General features: G+C 37.4%; 21 protein-coding genes. 7 read left to right on the forward strand and 14 right to left on the reverse strand.

Annotated features, from left to right (window positions below; all coding sequences use genetic code 11):
• Nucleotides 1–2: 2 nt before the first annotated feature.
• Both AC2IP4_RS15675 and AC2IP4_RS15680 read right to left on the reverse strand, forming a co-directional pair.
• Nucleotides 3–734 carry a siderophore ferric iron reductase gene (locus tag AC2IP4_RS15675; RefSeq protein ID WP_486311101.1) on the reverse strand — a complete coding sequence of 244 codons (732 nt, stop codon included), beginning with the start codon at nt 732–734 and terminating at the stop codon, nt 3–5.
• Nucleotides 735–788: 54 nt separating this feature from the next.
• Complete coding sequence (locus tag AC2IP4_RS15680) at nt 789–2,270, reverse strand: sensor domain-containing diguanylate cyclase (protein WP_486311102.1); 1,482 nt, start codon at nt 2,268–2,270, stop codon at nt 789–791.
• A gap of 353 nt (nt 2,271–2,623) precedes the next feature.
• On the opposite strand from AC2IP4_RS15680, the gene dbpA reads away from it, so the two are divergent.
• On the forward strand, nt 2,624–4,012 hold the full coding sequence (gene dbpA, locus AC2IP4_RS15685) for an ATP-dependent RNA helicase DbpA (protein ID WP_486311103.1): 1,389 nt from the start codon (nt 2,624–2,626) through the stop codon (nt 4,010–4,012).
• A gap of 136 nt (nt 4,013–4,148) precedes the next feature.
• Here the strand turns inward: dbpA and emrD are convergent, their stop codons facing one another.
• The 5 genes from emrD to AC2IP4_RS15710 form a co-directional block, all read right to left on the reverse strand.
• The gene (gene emrD, locus AC2IP4_RS15690) at nt 4,149–5,351 is read right to left on the reverse strand and encodes a multidrug efflux MFS transporter EmrD (protein ID WP_375320166.1); all 1,203 of its coding nucleotides are present in this window, start codon (nt 5,349–5,351) and stop codon (nt 4,149–4,151) included.
• Nucleotides 5,352–5,636: 285 nt separating this feature from the next.
• Entirely contained in the window at nt 5,637–6,080 is a 444-nt protein-coding gene (locus AC2IP4_RS15695; protein WP_486307696.1) for a diguanylate cyclase domain-containing protein, read from the reverse strand.
• 134 nt (nt 6,081–6,214) lie between these two features.
• Nucleotides 6,215–7,720 (reverse strand): DEAD/DEAH box helicase, encoded by a 1,506-nt coding sequence (locus tag AC2IP4_RS15700; RefSeq protein ID WP_486311104.1) that lies wholly within the window; start codon nt 7,718–7,720, stop codon nt 6,215–6,217.
• 216 nt (nt 7,721–7,936) lie between these two features.
• On the reverse strand, nt 7,937–8,659 hold the full coding sequence (locus AC2IP4_RS15705) for a YebC/PmpR family DNA-binding transcriptional regulator (RefSeq protein WP_105056393.1): 723 nt from the start codon (nt 8,657–8,659) through the stop codon (nt 7,937–7,939).
• Nucleotides 8,660–8,750: 91 nt separating this feature from the next.
• On the reverse strand, nt 8,751–8,957 hold the full coding sequence (locus AC2IP4_RS15710) for a DUF3283 family protein (RefSeq protein ID WP_375320163.1): 207 nt from the start codon (nt 8,955–8,957) through the stop codon (nt 8,751–8,753).
• 343 nt (nt 8,958–9,300) lie between these two features.
• On the opposite strand from AC2IP4_RS15710, the gene AC2IP4_RS15715 reads away from it, so the two are divergent.
• Complete coding sequence (locus tag AC2IP4_RS15715) at nt 9,301–9,663, forward strand: pilus assembly protein PilA (protein ID WP_486311105.1); 363 nt, start codon at nt 9,301–9,303, stop codon at nt 9,661–9,663.
• A 79-nt stretch (nt 9,664–9,742) separates the two neighbouring features.
• On the opposite strand, the gene AC2IP4_RS15720 is transcribed toward AC2IP4_RS15715, so the two are convergent.
• Nucleotides 9,743–9,937 carry a hypothetical protein gene (locus AC2IP4_RS15720; RefSeq protein WP_375320161.1) on the reverse strand — a complete coding sequence of 65 codons (195 nt, stop codon included), beginning with the start codon at nt 9,935–9,937 and terminating at the stop codon, nt 9,743–9,745.
• 313 nt (nt 9,938–10,250) lie between these two features.
• Between AC2IP4_RS15720 and AC2IP4_RS15725 the strand changes: the two genes are divergently transcribed.
• A complete protein-coding gene (locus AC2IP4_RS15725; RefSeq protein ID WP_258132680.1) occupies nt 10,251–10,607 on the forward strand; it encodes a YkgJ family cysteine cluster protein in 357 nt (118 codons plus the stop codon).
• A gap of 30 nt (nt 10,608–10,637) precedes the next feature.
• Here the strand turns inward: AC2IP4_RS15725 and AC2IP4_RS15730 are convergent, their stop codons facing one another.
• On the reverse strand, nt 10,638–11,129 hold the full coding sequence (locus AC2IP4_RS15730) for a M48 metallopeptidase family protein (protein ID WP_105056593.1): 492 nt from the start codon (nt 11,127–11,129) through the stop codon (nt 10,638–10,640).
• Nucleotides 11,130–11,242: 113 nt separating this feature from the next.
• On the opposite strand from AC2IP4_RS15730, the gene AC2IP4_RS15735 reads away from it, so the two are divergent.
• Entirely contained in the window at nt 11,243–11,527 is a 285-nt protein-coding gene (locus tag AC2IP4_RS15735) for a hypothetical protein (RefSeq protein ID WP_105056396.1), read from the forward strand.
• A 50-nt stretch (nt 11,528–11,577) separates the two neighbouring features.
• Here the strand turns inward: AC2IP4_RS15735 and AC2IP4_RS15740 are convergent, their stop codons facing one another.
• Together AC2IP4_RS15740 and gbpA are read right to left on the reverse strand one after the other, a co-directional pair.
• Nucleotides 11,578–12,126, reverse strand: coding sequence for a cytochrome b (locus tag AC2IP4_RS15740; protein WP_486311106.1), 549 nt, complete (start codon nt 12,124–12,126; stop codon nt 11,578–11,580).
• A gap of 62 nt (nt 12,127–12,188) precedes the next feature.
• Nucleotides 12,189–13,661, reverse strand: coding sequence for an N-acetylglucosamine-binding protein GbpA (gbpA, locus tag AC2IP4_RS15745; RefSeq protein ID WP_375320159.1), 1,473 nt, complete (start codon nt 13,659–13,661; stop codon nt 12,189–12,191).
• Nucleotides 13,662–14,309: 648 nt separating this feature from the next.
• Here gbpA and AC2IP4_RS15750 point away from each other — a divergent pair.
• Entirely contained in the window at nt 14,310–15,698 is a 1,389-nt protein-coding gene (locus tag AC2IP4_RS15750; protein WP_486311107.1) for an SLC13 family permease, read from the forward strand.
• Nucleotides 15,699–15,774: 76 nt separating this feature from the next.
• Here AC2IP4_RS15750 and AC2IP4_RS15755 read toward each other — a convergent pair whose 3' ends face one another.
• Nucleotides 15,775–16,722 (reverse strand): hypothetical protein, encoded by a 948-nt coding sequence (locus AC2IP4_RS15755; RefSeq protein WP_486311108.1) that lies wholly within the window; start codon nt 16,720–16,722, stop codon nt 15,775–15,777.
• A 562-nt stretch (nt 16,723–17,284) separates the two neighbouring features.
• Here AC2IP4_RS15755 and AC2IP4_RS15760 point away from each other — a divergent pair.
• Together AC2IP4_RS15760 and AC2IP4_RS15765 are read left to right on the forward strand one after the other, a co-directional pair.
• Complete coding sequence (locus AC2IP4_RS15760) at nt 17,285–18,328, forward strand: alpha/beta hydrolase (protein ID WP_375320156.1); 1,044 nt, start codon at nt 17,285–17,287, stop codon at nt 18,326–18,328.
• A 73-nt stretch (nt 18,329–18,401) separates the two neighbouring features.
• Nucleotides 18,402–18,986, forward strand: a complete 585-nt coding sequence (locus tag AC2IP4_RS15765; protein WP_375320155.1) for a class I SAM-dependent methyltransferase — start codon at nt 18,402–18,404, stop codon at nt 18,984–18,986.
• Here AC2IP4_RS15765 and AC2IP4_RS15770 read toward each other — a convergent pair.
• Nucleotides 18,981–20,108, reverse strand: a complete 1,128-nt coding sequence (locus AC2IP4_RS15770; RefSeq protein WP_375320154.1) for an HNH endonuclease — start codon at nt 20,106–20,108, stop codon at nt 18,981–18,983. The genes AC2IP4_RS15765 and AC2IP4_RS15770 overlap by 6 nt on opposite strands.
• A gap of 229 nt (nt 20,109–20,337) precedes the next feature.
• A complete protein-coding gene (locus tag AC2IP4_RS15775; protein WP_486311109.1) occupies nt 20,338–20,574 on the reverse strand; it encodes a hypothetical protein in 237 nt (78 codons plus the stop codon).
• Nucleotides 20,575–20,636: the final 62 nt, after the last annotated feature.

The raw sequence follows: 20,636 nt of genomic DNA on the forward strand, positions 1-20,636 counted from the left end.
CCTTATAACCCTTTATTATCTGGGTGACGCGGACAATCATCGCACAACTTTCTGCCATTGCATTTATACACCAGACAACAACTGGTACGAACGAGTTTCAACTGGTTACTAACAAGGTCCACTTTTAAACTTGATAAATGCTTATTAGGTAGATTAAAAGCGTTTAACCATAACTCAGCCTGCGCCATTAAATACTCATTGGATAATTCCGATTGAAACGTCTGTAGTTTAAGAATGCAATTTAATAAGCCATCAGCAAGTAGGTGATTTGTAAACCCCGGACGAATACGAGTCCAAAGAGAGATCGCCTCTCGGTACGAATCAAATAGTGACATTAATTGTAAAGCGACATCAGGAACAATCTCTTCAGGTGAGCCAAACGTCAATTCTGAATCGTGGAATGTGAACCCTGCAATGAAGTTAGATTGAACCAATTGGCTCATGTTTTGAATATCAGGAATGGCGTGAAGTTGATAAACAGAAATAAAACTAATATAGATTGGCTGCCAACAAAGTAAATCCCATGTTCGAGTTAGCCAATATGCATTACCTGCTTCTTCTGAATCTTGAGATAAACGCTCATAAAGCGCTTCAATAACGTTACTATTATCACGAGAAATATGGATATTATATTCATCATCCATAGAAACTTGTGATGAAAGTTGTCCAGATAAATAGGGAGTTACTTGTTTAGACAACGAAAAAAGTAACTCAAAGGTATCATTATTTGACATAAAAATGGCACGTTATCCTACAGCAAAAAGGGCCGTTAGAGTAACGAACCAAACTTACAAATGCAAATAGTTATCAGTACAGTTTGTTTTTGAATCGCATCGCACACAGTTGCGACCAGATTCTTTCGCCTCATATAAGCGATTATCAGCAATACTAAGCAACTCTTGAATCGTCATTTTAGGGCCCGTAATAGTACTCACCCCCATACTGCAAGTCATTGTTAGCTCAGTATCATCAATCAAAACAGAGATCTCTCGAACGACTTCTTGAAGCTTTTTAGCCACGACAAGCGCTTGAGTGCCATTTTGCTCAGGAACTAAAATCACAAACTCATCACCACCAAAACGGCCCAAGATATCTGAATCACGTAAATTATTTAAACACGCCTCAGCAAAAGCGGTGATCATAATATCCCCTACTTCATGACCGTATTGATCATTATATTCTTTAAAATTATCAATATCGCACATGATAATAGAGAAAGGCTTTCTTTTACGGCGATAAGTAGCAAGAACCTGCGACGCTTTTAAATCAAAAGAGCGACGGTTGTTGACTCCAGTAAGGTAATCATAATACGCCAACTCTGAATATTTCTCTTTTTGTTCTTTTGCTCGTTTCACGTAATGTAAATTAAACAATAAAAGACCAATAATGACAAAGAAACAACCCACGATGGTAAGTAAAGAAACCGACATCATGGTTCGTAAATAATCTTGCTGCTTTGTTACGACAATAATGAAAGGAAGATCTTTAATTTTACGAGCGTAAATTGTATCTATATTGCCATCATTATAAATATCTGAATTAAAAACGACTTCACCATGTTGGTAAAGCGCTTCCAAAACTTCAGGTTTAATCTTTGCAGCATTAATCCTTTTACCAATACGCTCATTTCCTTTTGGCACTGAGGACAACAATTTAAGATTAGAACTTAGAATCGCAATGCCAATAGAAGAAGGTAAGTCCAATTGGCTAATAGTCGAATTAAAAAAAGTTAAATTGGTCGATATACCTACCATTCCTAAAAAATCGTTGTTTTCGTTTGTTATTTTATGGCCTTGAACGACAACATTTCTCTCCGCCAAATCAGTGAAAGGTAAAGTTACTACTGTTGTTTTTTCTGGATGCCCTTTAAGTACTCTACAATATTCTCGTTGAGATAAATCAATATTAGTAAAAGCCTTGCTGTGAGTTAACAGACAGTCTTGATTGATAATAAAAGCACTGGTTGCGTTAGGGAGTGCTTCTTCTTTTTCTCTAAGATAATAAAGTTCACGTTGGTAATCTTGAGGATTATTATCTGCCGAATGCAGACCACTGAAAGAAAGATCAGCAACCATATCCTCTAAGACAAGGGATGAGTCGTAAAAAGATTTCGTTAACCAAAGATCGACAAAGCTCGCATTAAAGTGAAGACGATCAATCACTCTAACTCGATCACTTTTATAAGCGTTGTAAATATATAATGCAGAAAGAAAAAAGATAAGGAATCCAATGATCATTGAGCTATACACAAATGCGCTTCTTTTCCTCATACTCTTCCTATATTTTGGGGAAAACTTTATTTCGTGCCGGAATATAACATAGGTAATAAATTTGTAAAATCAATGCTAATGATAATATATTCATTTATTTATCTAAATTTTCATTGTTTTAACGCCTGTCGTTTAAATAATAACCATTCTTATTTAGTGCCATTCTACTCAAGCAATAAGCATTAATCCCCCTAATAAAACACTTCTGATTAGAAATTTACTCTGCTCCCTTTATTTGCTGCTTTTATAAACAGAAAAAACGTGATCTAACTTGCTTTTTAGCCCTCTTCTTATTACTCTGCCATCCATTAGGTAATTCTTACCTTGCTTCTACTTGTTTATAGGAAATCACCTTGAGCCAAACATCTTTCTCATCATTAGATCTGAACCCATCTCTTCTTCAAAACCTAGAAACTTTAGGCTACAACGAGATGACACCAATTCAAGCTCAAAGCTTACCATTCATGCTGAAAGGGAAAGATGTCATTGCCCAAGGGAAAACGGGTTCAGGTAAAACAGCAGCGTTTGGTTTAGGCCTACTCGCTAACCTAGATGTAAAACGTTTTCGCGTTCAATCTCTGGTTCTTTGTCCTACGCGTGAATTGGCTGACCAAGTTGCGGTAGAGATCCGTAAGCTTGCTCGCTCTATCCATAATATTAAAGTACTGACTTTGTGCGGTGGCGTTCCATTTGGTCCACAAATCGGCTCACTTGAGCACGGCGCTCATATCATCGTTGGTACCCCTGGTCGTGTAGAAGAACACCTACGTAAAGGTTACTTAAACCTAGACAACCTAAATACGTTTGTACTAGATGAAGCTGACCGTATGTTAGAAATGGGCTTCCAAGACGCAATTGATATGGTACTGGATCACGCACCAGCTAAGCGTCAAAACTTACTGTTCAGTGCGACGTTCCCACCACAAATAAAATCTATTGCTGATCGCATCATGAATGATCCGATCATGGCAAAAGCAGAAGATAAAGTAGAAAATACTTCTATTGAGCAGCATTTCTACAAAGTAGACGATTTTGAAGATCGCTTGAAAGCACTTCAAATCTTACTGCTTAAACACCGCCCAGAATCGACGGTTATCTTCTGTAATACAAAACGTGTTACTCAAGAAGTGGCTGACGAGCTTCGTCACTTTGATTTCAGCGTAACTGCACTTCACGGTGATTTAGAACAACGTGACCGTGATAAAGCGTTAGTTCGTTTTGCTAACAAGAGTACCTCTATCCTAGTTGCTACTGATGTTGCAGCTCGTGGTCTTGATATCGAATCTCTAGATGCAGTAATCAACTTCGAATTATCTCGTGATCCTGAAGTTCATGTTCACCGTATCGGTCGTACTGGCCGTGCTGGTAAAAAAGGCATCGCATTAAGCTTATTCAATAACAAAGAAACTAACAGCTTTGCTCAAATTGAAGACTACATGAGCATCACTATTAATGATGAGCCGCTACCAAGTGAGGATTACCTAAATGAGCGTCCTCACTACCCACAAATGGTAACGCTTTGGATTGATGGTGGTAAGAAAAACAAACTACGTCCTGGTGATATTCTTGGTGCATTAACCGGTAAAGACGGCGTTGATGGCAAGAAAGTAGGCAAGATCAACGTGTTTGATTTCCACGCTTATGTTGCTGTTCATAGCTCAATAGCTAAAGCTGCCCTGGATAAGATCGCAACAGGTAAAATGAAAGGACGTACATTCCGTGTAAGCCGTATGCGCGGTTAATACCATACATAATATATGTAACCTCAGCGAATACGTAAATCGCTTTGCTGAGGTTATAACAAAAAGGCCGAGTAGATAGCTTCTACTCGGCCTTTTTAATTACGCGATGTTCTAGCGCTAACTATCTGAATACTATTTATACCGCTAATGGCATTTCGCTTGATGGCGGAATTGAGTGTACTTTACGTAATCCATATACCGCAAGCAATGACATTAAAAACATAATCAGTCCTACTGGCATTTGGCTGTTAGCTGGGATCATTGATGCAACCATTGTAGCTAAGCCTGCACCTAAGTTCTGCATTCCACCCAATAGCGCACCAGCCGTTCCCGCATGCTGTGGAAAAGGAGATAACGCACCAGTCGTAGCCGCAGGAAATAGAATACCCGCACCTAAAAAGTATAATACTGCACCACCAATCAATGTTGACGCTGTTGTTAGTCCCATAATGCCAGGAACAAGAACAATCGCAGCACCAAGAACAATAGATACCAACCCTACATCTAATGATTTCTTCTCAGACCAACGCTTTGCAATGACGCTTGATAATGCCGCACCCGCTAAGTAACCAGGAATAGGCAAAATAAACAAAATGCTGACGGTTGTTGCTGGCAGTTTAAGCTTCCCACCTAATAGCACACCCGCCGCCGCTTCAAATACAGCCACACCAGCAAACGTTGCAACTAAGCAAATTAAATACCCTTGGAAACGATGCTCAGACAACACATGACGGTAACTCTTCCATACTGGCTCTTTACGGCGAACTTCTAGTGGCAACGTTTCTTTCATTGACGTTGTCATTATAATCAATACCGCAATACTGAACAAAGCCAAGAACAAGTAGCTTGAACGCCAGCCAAACGCCTCTGTTAAATAACCACCCAATACAGGAGCCAATAATGGAGAAAACATCATACACATACTGATGATGCTGTTTGTTCTATGCAACTCTTCACCAGAGAAGCAATCACGAGGGATCGTGCGACACATAACCCCAGCGGCACCAATACCTAAACCTTGAACAAAGCAACCTACCAAGAATAATGTGTAATCATGAGCAAATAAAGCAAGTAATGTCCCTGCAATATAGAGAGTTAGGCCTGATAAAATGACAACACGGCGACCAATACGATCAGAAATTGGGCCATAGAAAAACTGTGATAAACCATAAGGAATTAAATACACAGCCATAACTGCTTGTAATGATGCAGGACTTACTTTGAATTCACTTGCCATGTAACCAATAGACGGCACATACATAGTTTGGCTCATTTGACCAACAGCAACTAAAATAACGATCAGGAAACTGAACGTCGCAAGTGAATACGACTTTTGCATGACTGCTCTCCGAAAAACAGCAAAATATTAATAAGATAAGTTAAGTGAATTAATTACAAAATTTAAAAAAGAAAAGAGAGCGAAGTGGCTCTCTATAATGAGACGGATAATAAGGTGATTAGCTGAAACAGGCAACCAAATTCAGCCTTCTTTCAGGAGAGATTTTTTATGCTATTTGGATTAGTTTTTCTAATGAAAATTGCATAGTAATAAAGACAATTACATATCCTAATTTTAAATATAGAAAAGCAAGATAAATACGTTTATTTCACTTATCTCTATAAATTAAGAAGAAACCTTCAAAACAACACAATTTCGGCCTTGATTTTTAGCTTCGTAGAGCGCTTTATCTGTCCTATCTAACCACTTAGCGATTGATTCCTTAGGAGAACGGACTTCAGAAATACCGATACTGCTTGATATACATATTTCACCTAATGATGTATCAACCCGTATCATTCTTATTTTTTCTAATAAAGCATTAATATATCGCTCCGCTTCTTGACCATTTTTATTAGGTAAGAGCATGACAAATTCATCATAAAGAGCGAGTTTAAAATAATGGTCATTCTGAGAAAGTACTTTAGATAATAAAACCGTATTTTTCATTAATAACGCAATGACAAACGAAATAATTAGGATGAAAAAGATAATTGAAATATATGCGTAATCTGCCCAAAAATACTTAGGTTTTGATACGACCAAAATAAAAGGATAGCTAGGCAGCATAAAAAATCCGATATTGGTTACCCAATATCGGATTTTGAAGGTTTTTAACGATCAGTCAAATGATCTGGAAAATTTCTTAACTGATCGGCATTAGCTAATTTAGCTGGCTTTTGAATTCTATGACCTATTTGCCACTATTTTTGTGATTGAGGTTTACGTGCTGGACGTGGCCCCTGACGGCGTGGTTTTGTTCCATCCGCTTTTGGCTTAGAGAAGTTACTGCCATTACCACGGTTTTCACCATTGCCTTTTGACTTTGGTTTACCAGAGCTAGTTGGCTTACCGCCATCAATAGGACGCTTCTTATTATTACCGCCCTCTTTCTTAGCAGCTCCGCCTTCTTTATTCTCTGTATTACGTCTTGGAGCTGGCTTAGCCCCTTGTCTGTGACCACTGCGGTTTTCACCAGAACGCTGACCATCTTTATGGTCTTGTCTTGGTGCTTTCGCTTTCTTTGGTTTTTTCGCTTTAATCGGGCGAGTATCTAATCGAGATTCAGGTACTTTTAATGTCGGTTCAAAACCTTCAAGCGTATGACGAGGTAATACTTTTTGAATTAGACGTTCAATCGCGAATAACTCTTTTGCTTCATCTTCACTCACAAAAGAAACTGCTTTACCCGTTGCACCAGCACGACCAGTACGACCAATACGGTGAACGTAATCTTCAGGCACTTTTGGTAAATCAACATTAATGACTTGAGGTAATTGCTCAATATCTAAACCACGAGCCGCAATATCAGTCGCCACTAATACTCGAACCTGACCACTTTTGAAGTTAGCTAATGCTTTAGTACGTGCACCTTGACTCTTATTACCATGGATCGCTGCAGAGCTAATGCCTTTTTCTTCAAGCGTCTTCGCTAAACGGTTTGCACCATGTTTAGTTTTACTGAAAACCAATACTTGTTTCCAATCATTGTCTTTAATTAGCTTAGTAAGAACGCGGGCTTTTTTCGTTTTATCAACAACGTACACCGATTGCTCAACCGTTTCTGCTGTTGTATTACGTGTTGCTACCGAAATCTCTACAGGGTTATTTACAAGCCCTTTTGCTAACTGACGAATGTCATCAGAAAATGTTGCTGAGAACAGCAGATTTTGACGATTCTTAGGTAATTTAGCTAAGATTTTTTTAATGTCATGAATAAAGCCCATATCCAACATACGGTCTGCTTCATCCAATACAAGGATTTCTAATTGATCGAATTTAATCGCGTTCTGGTTTGCAAGATCTAATAAACGACCAGGCGTTGCAACCAATACGTCCACTCCTTTACGAAGACGTTGCATTTGAGGGTTTGCTTTCACACCACCAAATACTACATCAGACGTTAATGGAAGGTTTACACTGTATTTCTCAACACTTTCGTGTACTTGTGCTGCAAGCTCACGTGTTGGTGTTAATACCAATGCACGAACTTGATTAAACTTACGTGTAGGACCTTTTGATAAACGCTCAAGAAGAGGAAGAGTAAAGCCTGCTGTTTTACCTGTACCTGTTTGAGCCGCTGCCATAACATCCTTCCCTTCAATTACCGCTGGAATAGCTTGTAATTGGATTGGTGAAGGTGTGCTGTAACCTTGTGCTTCTACAGCTTTTAAAATAGGGGCAGATAAGCCCAGAGAGGTAAAACCCATACTAAAATTTACTCTATCAATGTTCATTAAGCGCAAAACTGCGAGCGCTGTAGGATACAGCAACTGAGAGATTACTCAATCTTTGATTACTATAACCCTTCAAAGCCTAATTTATTCAACTTAAAAATAACAATATTATGAGTTTAATTGGCATTACAGCCATAAAAAAACCGAACACACGGTTCGGTTTTTATCGACTAGATTGAAGTGTTGCTATTAATCTTCTAATTCTGCGTTGTGATAAACTTGTTGTACATCATCACAATCGTCTAGTAGATCTAAGAATTTTTGGAATTTCTCAGCATCTTCGCCTGTAACCGCCATTGGGTTTTGAGGAACGAATGTAATTTCTTCAACATCAACAACTAATTCAGGGAACTCAGCAGCCAATGCTGTTTTCACTTTAAAGAACTCAGTGTTTGGAGCAAATACAGTAATCACGCCATCTTCAAGCTCGATATCAGTAACGTCAGCATCTTGCATCATTAATGCTTCAAGTACTGCTTCTTCATCGTCACCTTTAAACTGGAATACAGCTTGGTGATCAAACATATGAGCACTTGTGCCTGGGCTACCAATTTTAGCACCAGTTTTAACAAAACATTGACGAACGTCTTGGAAAGTACGGTTGCCGTTATCTGTTAAACAGTCAACGATTACGCTTGCGCCACCAGGAGCAAAACCTTCGTAACGTGCGTGTTGGTAATCTTCACCACCGCCGCCGTTCGCTTTATCAATCGCTTTATCAATGATGTGTGTAGGTACCTGATCTTTTTTCGCTTTCGAAATAAGATGTTTTAGAGACAGGTTCATGTCTGGATCAGGACCGCCATTCTTAGCACACATGTAAATTTCTTTACCGTATTTAGAATAAACTTTGATTTTTGCGCCTTGTGTTTTAGCCATTGAAGACTTGCGCACTTCAAAACTTCTTCCCATCGGAATTCTCTCTTTTTTGATTGTGGACTTAAAATTATCGGCAGATTCTACCAAATTACTGAGGTGATACGCTAGTAAAGATCAAGGAACCTTACACTACGCCCATTTTTGACTTGTATTTTTCAATAGATTGCTGAAAAAAGAGACGTTCAGCCTCATCTTCCAGTTTATTTGCTTCTGTTATCCAAAGGTCTGGGCCTGCTTTTGCATTTTTTACCTTCCAAACAAAGAACGCCGCTTGTTTATCAAGTTCAATTTCGTTTTTCTCTTTTGGAGGCAGTAGTGACAGGTTTTTCATAACAAGCTCAATTTAATTAATTACGGATAAAGTTTAATACTTCACTGTGAAATTTTCTAGCCCCAAAAATCCATTCACAAAAACCAAATCAACGAGAATGGCATTCATAAAACAAATAACTTAAAGCTCAAATTTGAAACCCCATCACGATTCTCAATTATAATACACCGATTAATGTCTTATCTATCAATTAGTGCGGTACTATGTTCACATAATCGTTGATAATGAATGAATAATCAAAGTATTATCACTACCTAAATATAAATAGATTTTTTTCGGCTTAATTTCGTAATATAACGATAATGCTTCAATATCAAAATCTTACTGACATTAAGTGCCCATAATGCAAAATAATAAACAAATCACGACTCGAAACCTCATCATTATATTCATTGTATTAGCTGTTTTTGGTATTGCTGCAAAGCTTTTCTTATCAAACATTGAACATCAATCTAAAGTAAGAGTTTTAGATAAAATAAAAAAATCGGTAGAACACGCAAGTAAGACTCAAAAACTCGATACAACCTCTATCATCGCTTTAATTAATCCTCAAGATAGCTTATTAGCATCATTTGATGAAAATAAAACCTATATTGGTTTTGCGGATTCCATTGAAGAACTAAAAAATGGAAAATGCTACTTTCTTTACACTCAAGAAAATGAAGCGACAACAACACACTCTACAATAGAGAACAGTGGCTGTTAAATATTACGGCAACAAAAATGCGCCATAAGTAGGCGCATTAATAATATCACTGTGAAGGTATGAAGGTAGAACTCAATAATTAATGGATAAGGCCCAAGTCTTTCGCTTCTTCTAGCGTAAGACCACTTTCTCTAATTTCTCGCATTGCTTCAATACGACGACGTGCAGCTACTTTTTTCTGACACTCTGTAATATTTGTTACTACTTCATCAGCAAGATCATACTTGCCTTTCATATCGGTGATTTCACCGTGATCAATAGAATTAATAGACATAATAACCTCCTAAATCCATACCTTTCAGACGTATATTTAGCAAAGCCAATTGCACTTGTTAAACCTATTTATCTCATAATGTGATCAAAGTTAGGTTTGTGATTTTTTTCCCAAAAAACACTATCTTTAATTGTATCAGTTGAACTACATTTAAGGTTCTACCCTTAAGAAAATCATTTGAGCTACATCACGTATTTAACGGCACTTGCTCTCTATATCCTCACTTTAAACACTAAAAATTATTTTTATTATTCGTGATATCTACTCAGGTGAGTTACCCTAAGTTTCAACATTAATAAAAATAATGATAACTATGACCATCAACGCCATTGATATTACGGTTCTTACCGAATCATCTTCAACAGAGTCACTACTAACGACCGCCTCATCAAATACGGCTTCTGGCATTACTTGTGAGAACTGCCAAGCATGCTGCTGCAAATTAGAAGTAATGATCATTACAGACACTGGCGTACCAGAAGAGTACATAGACCGTGATGAGTGGGGAAGCGAGGTGATGTTGCGACTGGATGATGGTTGGTGTGCCGCTGTTGATCGCGACACGCTAATGTGTACGATTTATGAAAATCGCCCGTGGATATGCCGTGAATTTGAAATGGCGTCTTATGAATGTGAAGAAGAACGCAAAGCACAGGGCATCGATAAATAGACACCCAGACCTTTAAGTAAAAAAGAAAACCTATATCGTTTCTAAATACGTTAAATACAAACGCGCATCAAATTCTAATTGATGATAATCAGGCTCCATATGGCAACACAATGCATAAAACGCTTTGTTATGATCCTTCTCTTTGATGTGCGCTAACTCATGCACCACAAGCATTTTCAATAAAGGCTCAGGCGCTTTACGAAATACGCTAGAAATACGTATCTCATTTTTCGCTTTCAATTTATTGCCATGAATACGCGAAACAAACGTATGTAAGCCTAACGCATTATTCACTATATGTATCTTAGGGTCATACACCACTTTGCTTAAAGGAGATGACTTTTTAATGTACTTATTCTTTAACGCTTGAGTGTAATCAAACAATGCTTTTTCTGACGTAATGTCATGCATGGTTGGGTATTTATTTTTCACCCATTCCGCTAGCTTCCCATTCGCTACCATAGGCTCAACTTGTGCCAAAATATGCTCAGGGTAACCTTGTAAATATCGCAGTTTAGTCATGGTTTTGTTCATGATCTCATTTTACTTATGATGCACTATTGTACCTTACTTTCTTTATCGCTACTCTACCCACTCTTCTTTCTTCACCTTCTATATCTAACCAAAGGACTGCTATGAATTTTCGTCGCTCAATTGCTCACTCCATAAATCAAATAAAAACAGCAATTAGTGAAGTAATTGAATTTCAGTCTCGCATTTGGGTAATCAACATTCACGAAGGAACCTTAAATGATGAATCTTTCATTATTAATGAAGATAACTTTCAAGAGCCAATGCAATGGATGGTAAAGAGACAATATACTTCTGAGATGATAGAAAAAGTAGATGCGATGAAACGATCTCAAATCGTGGTATTGATGCTTAATAACGTAGAGCATAGATTAATGCGAGTAAAATAAAAAAGGCCTTTATTTCTAAAGACCTTTTAATTCAGCATACTTGGATCATATTACATTATTTTCAAAGATTTATTACTTTTTGTCATTCTATCAAACAGGTTGTTTTTTCGAACATAATGATGGTAGCAAGCCGCTATAATATGAATTATCACACTACCCGCTAATGCAATACACCCCACCCGATGAACCATAAAAAAGAATTGATTAATCACGAGTTCTTCAACCATATTATCAATACTAAATAGCCAGAAAAATAGATACGGACTTTCTAACATCAGATAACCAGAAATAAAAACAATGAACATTAAGAAATACAATAGTGCATGCATAAAGTGTGCAATATTCGCTTCTGTCACACTATTATGTTTGACTGCCTTAACTGCCGGACGAAAATAAGACCAAAGCCAGCGAACAACAAACAACATGGTTCCCACCGTTGCTAGTGACATATTCATAATTGATAACGTATAAAACAATTCTTTATCGCTATTAATAACCAAATGCATAACATAGCCTGCGATGGTGGCATAAATAATAATAACAGCCATAACCCAATGCAATATTTGACTAAAACGATCATAAGAAGTTTGTAAGTTCATATAGCCTCTTTGCAAAAATTGCCCATATTAAAAAATACGGCCAATAATGATATCTATTTTAGTTAGATCTTATCCCAAGCCAATGGCCAGTCAGAACCAACGCCAGGTGCAAAGTTCGTTGCCGTTTCTGACCACTGAACACAGTAACCAGAATAAGGGAATGCTTTACATTGATAGATAGCACCATCTTCTGCTAATACTTTAGTTCCTGCTTCGTAATTTTTTACGTTTTCAGGGAACACAAAATCATAATCACCTGCAGGTGGTGGAGTTTGCTCTTCCACCAAATGGAAATTAGATGTTGTTTGCTCAATTAGCTCGCCTTCCGTATTTTTGATACGAGAAATAAGCATGTGATGACCTTCTTCTGATTTAGATAAAGTCATAACTACTGGTTCAACATCGCCATCTTTTAAATTAACAACAGCATTAGACAGAGCTTCTCTTGCGTGGTTATATACCGTTAGCTCAACATTCATATCACCTACTGCATACAGAGTAAGGTCTAATTCAGTCGCCTCATCACCAATCATATACATAGATTCTAGACCTTGAATATCTAGCTCATACGTTGGTTCAGGCGTCTCAATTTGGTAACCAATCTCAACATTCTTCAGGCCGCTGCCCGTCTTCAAATATACAGGGTTTGAGCCATATACAGGAACAAACTCACCTTTTTCATTTAGCTGACCAGCACCAATATTTGATTGCTCTTGATTGATCTTAGTTGCCAATGCATGAGTCCAGTTATTTGCTTGACCTTGAGTTGCGTTATCAATAACTAAACGTGTTGATAATGCGGAGTTCTCACCAGATGCATCAAATACACGCGTATAAACCTCATCACCCACGTTTAAATCACGAGTTGGATTAATTTGACCGCCTTGAGTCCAAGTAGGATCAACCACACCACCGTCACCTTCAAATTTAACATCGATTACGTTATAGAATGCCGCAGCGGTATCGCCCACATCCCAAACCGCAAGGATCACTTGATAACCTTCACGCTCAGGAACAACACAGTCATGAGAGAATGTTTGTGGATATACAGGAGGCTTTTCCATGTTGTATTCAAGTTCACAGAATGGAGTCAAATCAAAAGAGTCACGCGTCAATACAGCATTTTGATTCCAATTCTGTTTTGTCATGTAATATTTCCACGTTTTAGTTACGTGGTTTGCCGTAAACGTCCACTCAAACGTTTGTTGGCCTGCCGTTATCGGACGCTTTACCCAACGATCAGACGTTTGTTCATTTAATTCTGAAAATTGCGGTAAACCTGCACTTGCGATCTGGCCATCAGCAGGACCTTTTTCAGGAAATCCGTCGTCGCCTTCAACACTTTGTGGTTCCCACTGCACAGAGCCACAATTTGTGTTCTTTTCTTGAGTATCAGACGTTGGAAATTTACATAAAGCTGCACGCGAAGCAGCAATACCATCGTTTGTTTCAGAAACATAACCATGGGCAGAAACACCCGTGCTAGCCGCTATTAACGACAACGCAAATAGCGTTTTTGTTGAGCATTTGTTCATCATCATTCCTTAAAATTATAATTATATTATTCATATCACGCAGCTAATTGGCTGTATTGACAACAATACAAACCAAGCCTCCCTCACTCCTAAAAAGATCAAAAGGGAATGTCTTATTATTTATTTTTAAAATTAATAAGCCTACTGCGTGAGTTGTGGAATGTAGTCGAAAGCATAAATAAACACGACTAACATTGACATAAAATGGAAGTCAAATCACAAAAGAAAAAAAGCTAAATCATTGTAAATAAAGGATAAAATAACAATAAAACGAATATATTAAACAAAGTTAATTCACGTAGCGAATAAATGACTAACGAATAATCAGCAAATAAATACTTATGTAGAAGCGTAAATGTCAACACCCAAAAATAAGAATACATTCGAATAAGTTAATGTTATCACTCAAAAATTTAATAACATCGCAGCAACAATAAAGGCTATCTTTCTGTTTAAATAGTGAACTAAAGCATATTTATGACATTACAAAAACGATCGAAACGACAAAGCTCATAACCTTTTATTTACTAAGGTTACTATTCTGTGACAATAACAAAAAAAGTTACTCAATAACTATCGAATAAGACACTGTGTTTCACAGTAAATCTTGCTCATCAGAAACAATTCATCGTTAGAATGGAGCTCAACATGCACAAAAACGAACATCTGCCTTTACCCACCAATACCAAGGAATGGTTTCTAAATAAAAATAGCCTTATCATTCTTTTTGATATTATTCTTTTTTCCCTTCTATATCATTTCTTACCCTTTGAAAGAGAGGTTGTTCTTGGTTTAAGTATTTTAGTTTTTGTTGCTATTTTATGGCTTACCGAAGCGCTACACGTCAGTATTACCGCATTACTCGTCCCTCTTCTCGCTGTTGCTTTTGGTATTTTTGATACGGCTAAAGCCTTAAGTAATTTCTCTAATCCAATTATCTTCTTATTCTTGGGGGGATTTGCTCTTGCTGCCGCTCTCCATCGACAAGAACTGGATAAAGTCATTGCAGATAAAGTATTAGTTCTAGCCAAAGGAAAAATGAGTACTGCGGTTTATATGCTTTTTGGTGTCACCGCCGGTCTATCCATGTGGATAAGTAACACAGCCACCACAGCAATGATGTTGCCACTGGTTTTAGGTGTGCTAAGTAAAGTAAACTCAAAAACAGGCCATAATACGTATGTATTTGTTCTTTTAGGAATCGCTTACTGTGCAAGTATCGGCGGAATTTCAACCATTGTTGGTAGCCCACCGAATGCTATTGCAGCAGCCGAAGTTGGCTTAAGTTTTACTGATTGGATGGCCTTTGGCGTACCTGTCACCCTTATATTATTACCAGTGACTGTTGCTCTGTTATACGTAATGCTAAAACCAAACCTCAATGAAGTATTTGAACTTAACCATGAACCTGTAACGTGGGATAAAGGTAAAATCGTAACTCTAATGATCTTTGGTCTTACGGTTACTTTATGGATTTTCAGCAAGCCAATTAATGCGATGTTAGGCGGATTCTCGAAATTCGACACCTTAGTTGCACTAATGGCTATCGTCTTACTTGGCTTCTCTCGAGTCGTTCATTGGAAAGACGTTGAAAAAACCACAGACTGGGGCGTTCTACTGTTATTTGGCGGTGGTATTTGCTTAAGTAACATCTTAAAAGCAACAGGGACAAGCAGCTTCTTAGCACACAGTCTTAGCGATATTTTATCTCAAGCTGGGATTCTATTTACCATACTAACCGTTGCCGCCTTCGTTGTATTCTTAACAGAGTTTGCAAGTAATACAGCAAGTGCTGCATTATTGATCCCTGTATTTGCGAGCGTAGCAGAGGTGCTTGGTATCTCTCCTGTTGTGTTATCTGCCATGATAGCTATCTCAGCCTCATGTGCCTTCATGCTACCAGTTGCAACACCACCTAACGCCATTGTATTCGGCTCTGGTCACATAAAACAATCAGAGATGATGCGTGTAGGGGTTTATCTAAACTTAGTGTGTATTGTTATCTTAACTGCGTTTGCTTCTATCTTCTGGACGTAATTAAGACCGCTAAAAACAACAACGGCCTCTGCTAAACACAGAGGCCGCATTTTTTACGGTGGTTAGTCATTATCGATTAATGCCAAAATTCATCATTCGGATCATTCTCTTCGCACCATTCTTTTACCGACCTTGCATTTAAATACGATTGCAAACCATCAAACAAAGCAAAAGCCATAGGGCCACCTAAATGCTCAAACTCATCAAAGAATGCATCTTCTTGTTCAACCAATGCACCTAGATTAATGCACTGATTTTTAATCGCCCATTCTATTGCTTCAGGCTGAGCGAGCATGCCATCAATTGATACAGGCTCTAAAGGCAGTGCTTGAACTGTTTGATTTGATAATTCAGACTCTGCAATATCGGCCTTATCCTGCTCTTGGTTTAAGACTTCATTAATAATGGTATTACGGTCTCTGCTTGAAATGTTTCGATTTAACTCAGCAATACGTAAAGCATAAGCAAAACGCTCAGAACCAACGATTTCAATTAAGGTTTCAAGTAAGACAAGATCCAACGACAATGCTTTCACATGGTATTCAATACACGCTTGAATACTCAAATAACGCACACCATTAAACTCATAACCACAACTTTCATCATACCCATCAAGCGGTTCACCATCGACAGCAATATTCCAACCAACATACTCAACTCGCTCTTTTGCGATTTCATACATCGGCCATGCACTTTTACCAAACCCTTCCAAGATAGCACCGTGAAACTCTGAGTCTTCTAACTCTTCTTTTGTCCACTGTAACCCTATACCTAAATGTTTAGCATATTTGTTCATTAAGGCGTGTTTAATGTTATCTCGAAATGACCAGATAGATTCAACCACACCACCCGTAGGTAAAGATAAGCACTCTTTACAAGCCGGTAGCTCAATTGGCTGATGCGATATTTGTGCAATTTGGTGGGATGATTTTGGAAAAGAAAGAAGATCAAACGAAGGCTCACCACAAAACCAACAGGTATGTCTGAGGTTAAAAGGAATATCAATAAGAGAGTAGTGAACCATAGGGTTTCCAAACTAAAGAAGAAAACCCTATTTTACCCAATAATTTGCATTAAGAAAGAAAAGGTGTGATTACTCTTTTTCTCTTAAAATACGGAATGTGTGTATTGCCATCGGAATTAACACAATCGCTAAACCCACGATTAAAAATTCCATAAATACCATGAATGAACTCTGAGAACCATTTAAGAACATCTCATTACCCTATGTTGTTTAAGCCATTACACCTAGACCAGAGACAGTTTTCCTGTTTCTTGTTGGTTTTTTTATTGCAGAGAATACTCTCTTGCGTTTGTTATGGATCTCATTATGCTGTATTTAAAAAATAATTAGTATCATTTATTCACAAACATACGATCATGAGTCACAAATATTCATATAAACTAACCTACTGATATAAAACATAATTAAATAAAGTTAAGATTTAATTCTTAAAAGAAAGACTATCTTGCATGCTTATTTCATCCCTCCTAACTCTCCTTCGCAACTTCTTACACTCAGACTTCTTATCTTTTAAAAACCTTTTATTCTATAAGCTTATAAAATTACGTAACAAGGATGTTAAGTGATATTCATATTAAGTACACGTCACCCTAAAAAGAGTTCAATACATACTCAGCACATAGACGAGTTTGCTCACGCTCATTACCTTATTTTGCCTGATGATGCGACAAGCTCAGATTACAATATTCATCAAACAAACCAAGAGCATTGGATTGCCGATTTAACAGCCGCAGCAACTAGTGGGCACCACCCTGATCACCATCCATTAGCTCAATTTAAAACAGGAAACATTCTTTTCTTTGTGCATGGGTATAACAATAACCAAGAAGAAGTGATACAACGCCATAAACTGTTAGATAAAAACCTTAAAGAACAAGGGTTCACAGGTACGATTGTCAGTTTTGACTGGTCTTGCTCTACCTACACTTTACATGATTTAGAAGACAGGATGGATGCTTATCAAAGTGCATTGCAATTGGTTATTTCAGGGATCACTCCATTAGCTATTAACCAACTCAACGAACGTAAAAACCAATGCGATATTGATGTTCATTTACTTGGGCATTCAACTGGGGCTTATGTAATTAGAGAAGCATTTTACCAAGCCAGTAAAAACCGAACCTTACAACGCATTTATTGGAACGTTAACCAAATATGTTTTATTGGGGGAGATATTGCCCAAAAATCATTACAAAAAGATGACAGTAAATCAAAGCCCTTATTTGAACAATCTACTCGTATTACTAATTACCAAAGCCCTTATGATACGGCCTTAAAAATATCACAACATCGCTCAGGGCTATCTCCCCGTTGTGGACGTGTAGGGATCCCGAATGATGCCCCCGATCATGTCGTTAATGTGCATTGTGGTGATCACTGGATATCACTCACCAGCCCTTTTTCGCAAGACACTAATGATAATTGGACCCACTCATGGCACTTTTACTGCAAACATTTTGCGGACGATTTAGCACAAACCTTATTAGGCGATATTGATAGGTTAGCTATACCAACCCGAGAAAGAACAAACGGAGAATTAAGCTTAAAAGTGAAAAAGCCCGTAACGATTGGGATTGTAAAAAAACAGAGGGAAGCTGTGAGGTAGATAAGTGTTTATTTCATTAAAAATGAAAAGCTTGGTATGATTTGAAGATACGATTTTAATAGGTTATATCATCATGGTTAATAGTAATTACTATAATAGTAACGCAGATGCTTTTTTTAGCGATACTATTGATGTCGATGCAAGCTCTCTCTACCAAGAATTCATGCCTTACCTTCCTATCAATGCAAAAATTATTGATGCAGGCTGTGGTTCAGGCCGTGATACGCAACATTTTTTAAAAAATGATCATGATGTTATTGCTTTTGATTCAAGTGAAAAGTTAGGGCAACTTGCCACAGAACGAACAAAGCACCCTATTTTACATACTACTTTTTTGGGGTTTTCAACCAAACCAGAAAGCCAAGATGCTATCTGGGCCTGTGCTTCTTTGCTTCATGTTCCAATGAATGAATTAACACAAACCTTTCTTCATTTAAGTCAATTTCTTAAAACTAATGGCATTTTCTATTGTTCATTCAAATATGGTAACAACGAAACTAACCGTAATGGTCGCCGATTTACCAATTTAAATGAGGCATTGTTAATTCAACTACTTAAATCTTCACCTTTAGCTATTAAAAAAATATGGATAACCGAAGATTTACGCTTAGGAAGAACTAATGAAAAATGGCTAAATACCATTTTAACTAAACTATAAACCTTTAAATAAAGTCATTCGGTGATGCTTCAAATATTTCTCATGTTCTCTATTTACATGAAAAGCCATTCCATCAGTAATACCTAATACTTCTGGTTTTTCTAGCTGTCTAGAAACCATAACTTTTCCTGAATTTTCGAAAGAAATAAATCCGAGATCAAACGCTTTATCTAAATTTGCAAGCAGCAATAAACCATTAAATTTATCTAATCGTTCAGCATTATTAGCATCTCGCCAAGGTTTAATGTGCGATGCAACTAACATCTGTGTATTTTTATATCCAGTTACCGAGCATCCCTTCCACATTTCAATAAGTTGCTTTCTAAAGGTTCCTTGTCCCATTCGGGTGTTAACCATTATTGATTTTTCAGTTTGTGTAAGTTTTTTATCTTCAAAGATATTTTGAATGTCTGCTTTTACATCTATTTGAGATAAATCTGCTAAAAAACGTTGGTATGAGTTTAATGCTGCGCTATACATACTATTACCCCTGACATTAAACTTTTTAAACTTATCCAAAGATCGCACACTTTCAGAAAGACGACAAAACTCTCGAAAAGACTTCACCTCGGTTAAAGGGACATTAAGAAGCCTTTCCTGCACCATCCAATTAGAAATAGACCCTCTTATTGCTTGGGAATAATTTTTAGCTGTTTTTTCTGATTTACCAATATCAAGAAGCCATTGAATGTAGAGATCCGTTAAATCTGATAAATTTTCCACAAGAGAGTCTTTAAAATCATTAACCACTATCGGACTTTTTAAGTAATCAAACAATTCTGGATCTAAATAAGCATAGTCCACAGCTTTATTTGAATACCCTTTAACAAGAGAAGCATCAATACCTTCTTGATAAACTAAATGCCAAAAACCTTCACTTTTAAGATGAAAAAAAGGATTTTCAGGTGTGTCTCTATCTTGACCTTGCTTACGTTCATTGAAGAAATGAGTAAACCGATCTTTTAATGTTATATCAAGCTTAATCTTATTCTCATAGATATAACCTGCCTGTATTAAGTCCATAACTGAAAGCAACATGCAGACTTTATGAGGACTTTTTCGGCCTTTGTTACTATTCATGTTCAAGTTACGGAATTTGTCTACATAATAATCAACAGACATACAGCATCCTAAAAATAAAAACCAAGCTATTATAATATTATACCTAGTAAAAAAATGAGGTATAACAATCATTTCAAAAGCTATAAATATTAATAATAAAATCTAGCCCTGATTGTGACCCGTAGGGCCAAGACACAGCGAAGCGTTTTGTGGCTTGGTTGAGCCATTGGGGTTTACGAAGAATGAGCAACCCCAATTCGCGAGATATAGCAGGTTGCCCGAAGGGTGCTTACATTACGTTATTTAAATTTCGCTGTTGGTCCATGTAGACTTTTAAGCGGTTTACTCTTGATTCAATCTCTTTTTCTTTTAGCTCGCCTCGTTTCATTTCGAACTTGATGGCTTGCTGGTCGTACACGCCTTCGTTTTGCATCTTCATATTACTGATGCTGTTTTTAAGCTCTTCTTGGCTTCTGTCTCGCTCTATTGATTCGGTTTGAATTTTACCAATCGCTTCTATTTTCATGTAAACCTCTGACTTGAATGTTTTTATTATTTTCTGGAACAGTAAATCCAAGTTCTGTAGCG

The organism is Aliivibrio thorii (genome assembly GCF_057368585.1).

What these genes read in the sequence shown, in the direction of transcription:
- AC2IP4_RS15675 (WP_486311101.1), bottom strand. Translation starts at nt 734, where the DNA reads ATGTCAAATAATGATACCTTTGAGTTACTTTTTTCGTTGTCTAAACAA.
- AC2IP4_RS15755 (WP_486311108.1), bottom strand. Translation starts at nt 16,722, where the DNA reads ATGGTTCACTACTCTCTTATTGATATTCCTTTTAACCTCAGACATACC.
- AC2IP4_RS15695 (WP_486307696.1), bottom strand. Translation starts at nt 6,080, where the DNA reads ATGCTGCCTAGCTATCCTTTTATTTTGGTCGTATCAAAACCTAAGTAT.
- AC2IP4_RS15730 (WP_105056593.1), bottom strand. Translation starts at nt 11,129, where the DNA reads ATGACTAAACTGCGATATTTACAAGGTTACCCTGAGCATATTTTGGCA.
- AC2IP4_RS15705 (WP_105056393.1), bottom strand. Translation starts at nt 8,659, where the DNA reads ATGGGAAGAAGTTTTGAAGTGCGCAAGTCTTCAATGGCTAAAACACAA.
- AC2IP4_RS15740 (WP_486311106.1), bottom strand. Translation starts at nt 12,126, where the DNA reads ATGAACTTACAAACTTCTTATGATCGTTTTAGTCAAATATTGCATTGG.
- emrD (WP_375320166.1), bottom strand. Translation starts at nt 5,351, where the DNA reads ATGCAAAAGTCGTATTCACTTGCGACGTTCAGTTTCCTGATCGTTATT.
- AC2IP4_RS15750 (WP_486311107.1), top strand. Translation starts at nt 14,310, where the DNA reads ATGCACAAAAACGAACATCTGCCTTTACCCACCAATACCAAGGAATGG.
- AC2IP4_RS15720 (WP_375320161.1), bottom strand. Translation starts at nt 9,937, where the DNA reads ATGTCTATTAATTCTATTGATCACGGTGAAATCACCGATATGAAAGGC.
- AC2IP4_RS15715 (WP_486311105.1), top strand. Translation starts at nt 9,301, where the DNA reads ATGCAAAATAATAAACAAATCACGACTCGAAACCTCATCATTATATTC.
- AC2IP4_RS15765 (WP_375320155.1), top strand. Translation starts at nt 18,402, where the DNA reads ATGGTTAATAGTAATTACTATAATAGTAACGCAGATGCTTTTTTTAGC.
- AC2IP4_RS15775 (WP_486311109.1), bottom strand. Translation starts at nt 20,574, where the DNA reads ATGAAAATAGAAGCGATTGGTAAAATTCAAACCGAATCAATAGAGCGA.
- AC2IP4_RS15710 (WP_375320163.1), bottom strand. Translation starts at nt 8,957, where the DNA reads ATGAAAAACCTGTCACTACTGCCTCCAAAAGAGAAAAACGAAATTGAA.
- AC2IP4_RS15770 (WP_375320154.1), bottom strand. Translation starts at nt 20,108, where the DNA reads ATGTCTGTTGATTATTATGTAGACAAATTCCGTAACTTGAACATGAAT.
- AC2IP4_RS15735 (WP_105056396.1), top strand. Translation starts at nt 11,243, where the DNA reads ATGAATTTTCGTCGCTCAATTGCTCACTCCATAAATCAAATAAAAACA.
- gbpA (WP_375320159.1), bottom strand. Translation starts at nt 13,661, where the DNA reads ATGAACAAATGCTCAACAAAAACGCTATTTGCGTTGTCGTTAATAGCG.
- AC2IP4_RS15700 (WP_486311104.1), bottom strand. Translation starts at nt 7,720, where the DNA reads ATGGGTTTTACCTCTCTGGGCTTATCTGCCCCTATTTTAAAAGCTGTA.
- AC2IP4_RS15680 (WP_486311102.1), bottom strand. Translation starts at nt 2,270, where the DNA reads ATGAGGAAAAGAAGCGCATTTGTGTATAGCTCAATGATCATTGGATTC.
- AC2IP4_RS15725 (WP_258132680.1), top strand. Translation starts at nt 10,251, where the DNA reads ATGACCATCAACGCCATTGATATTACGGTTCTTACCGAATCATCTTCA.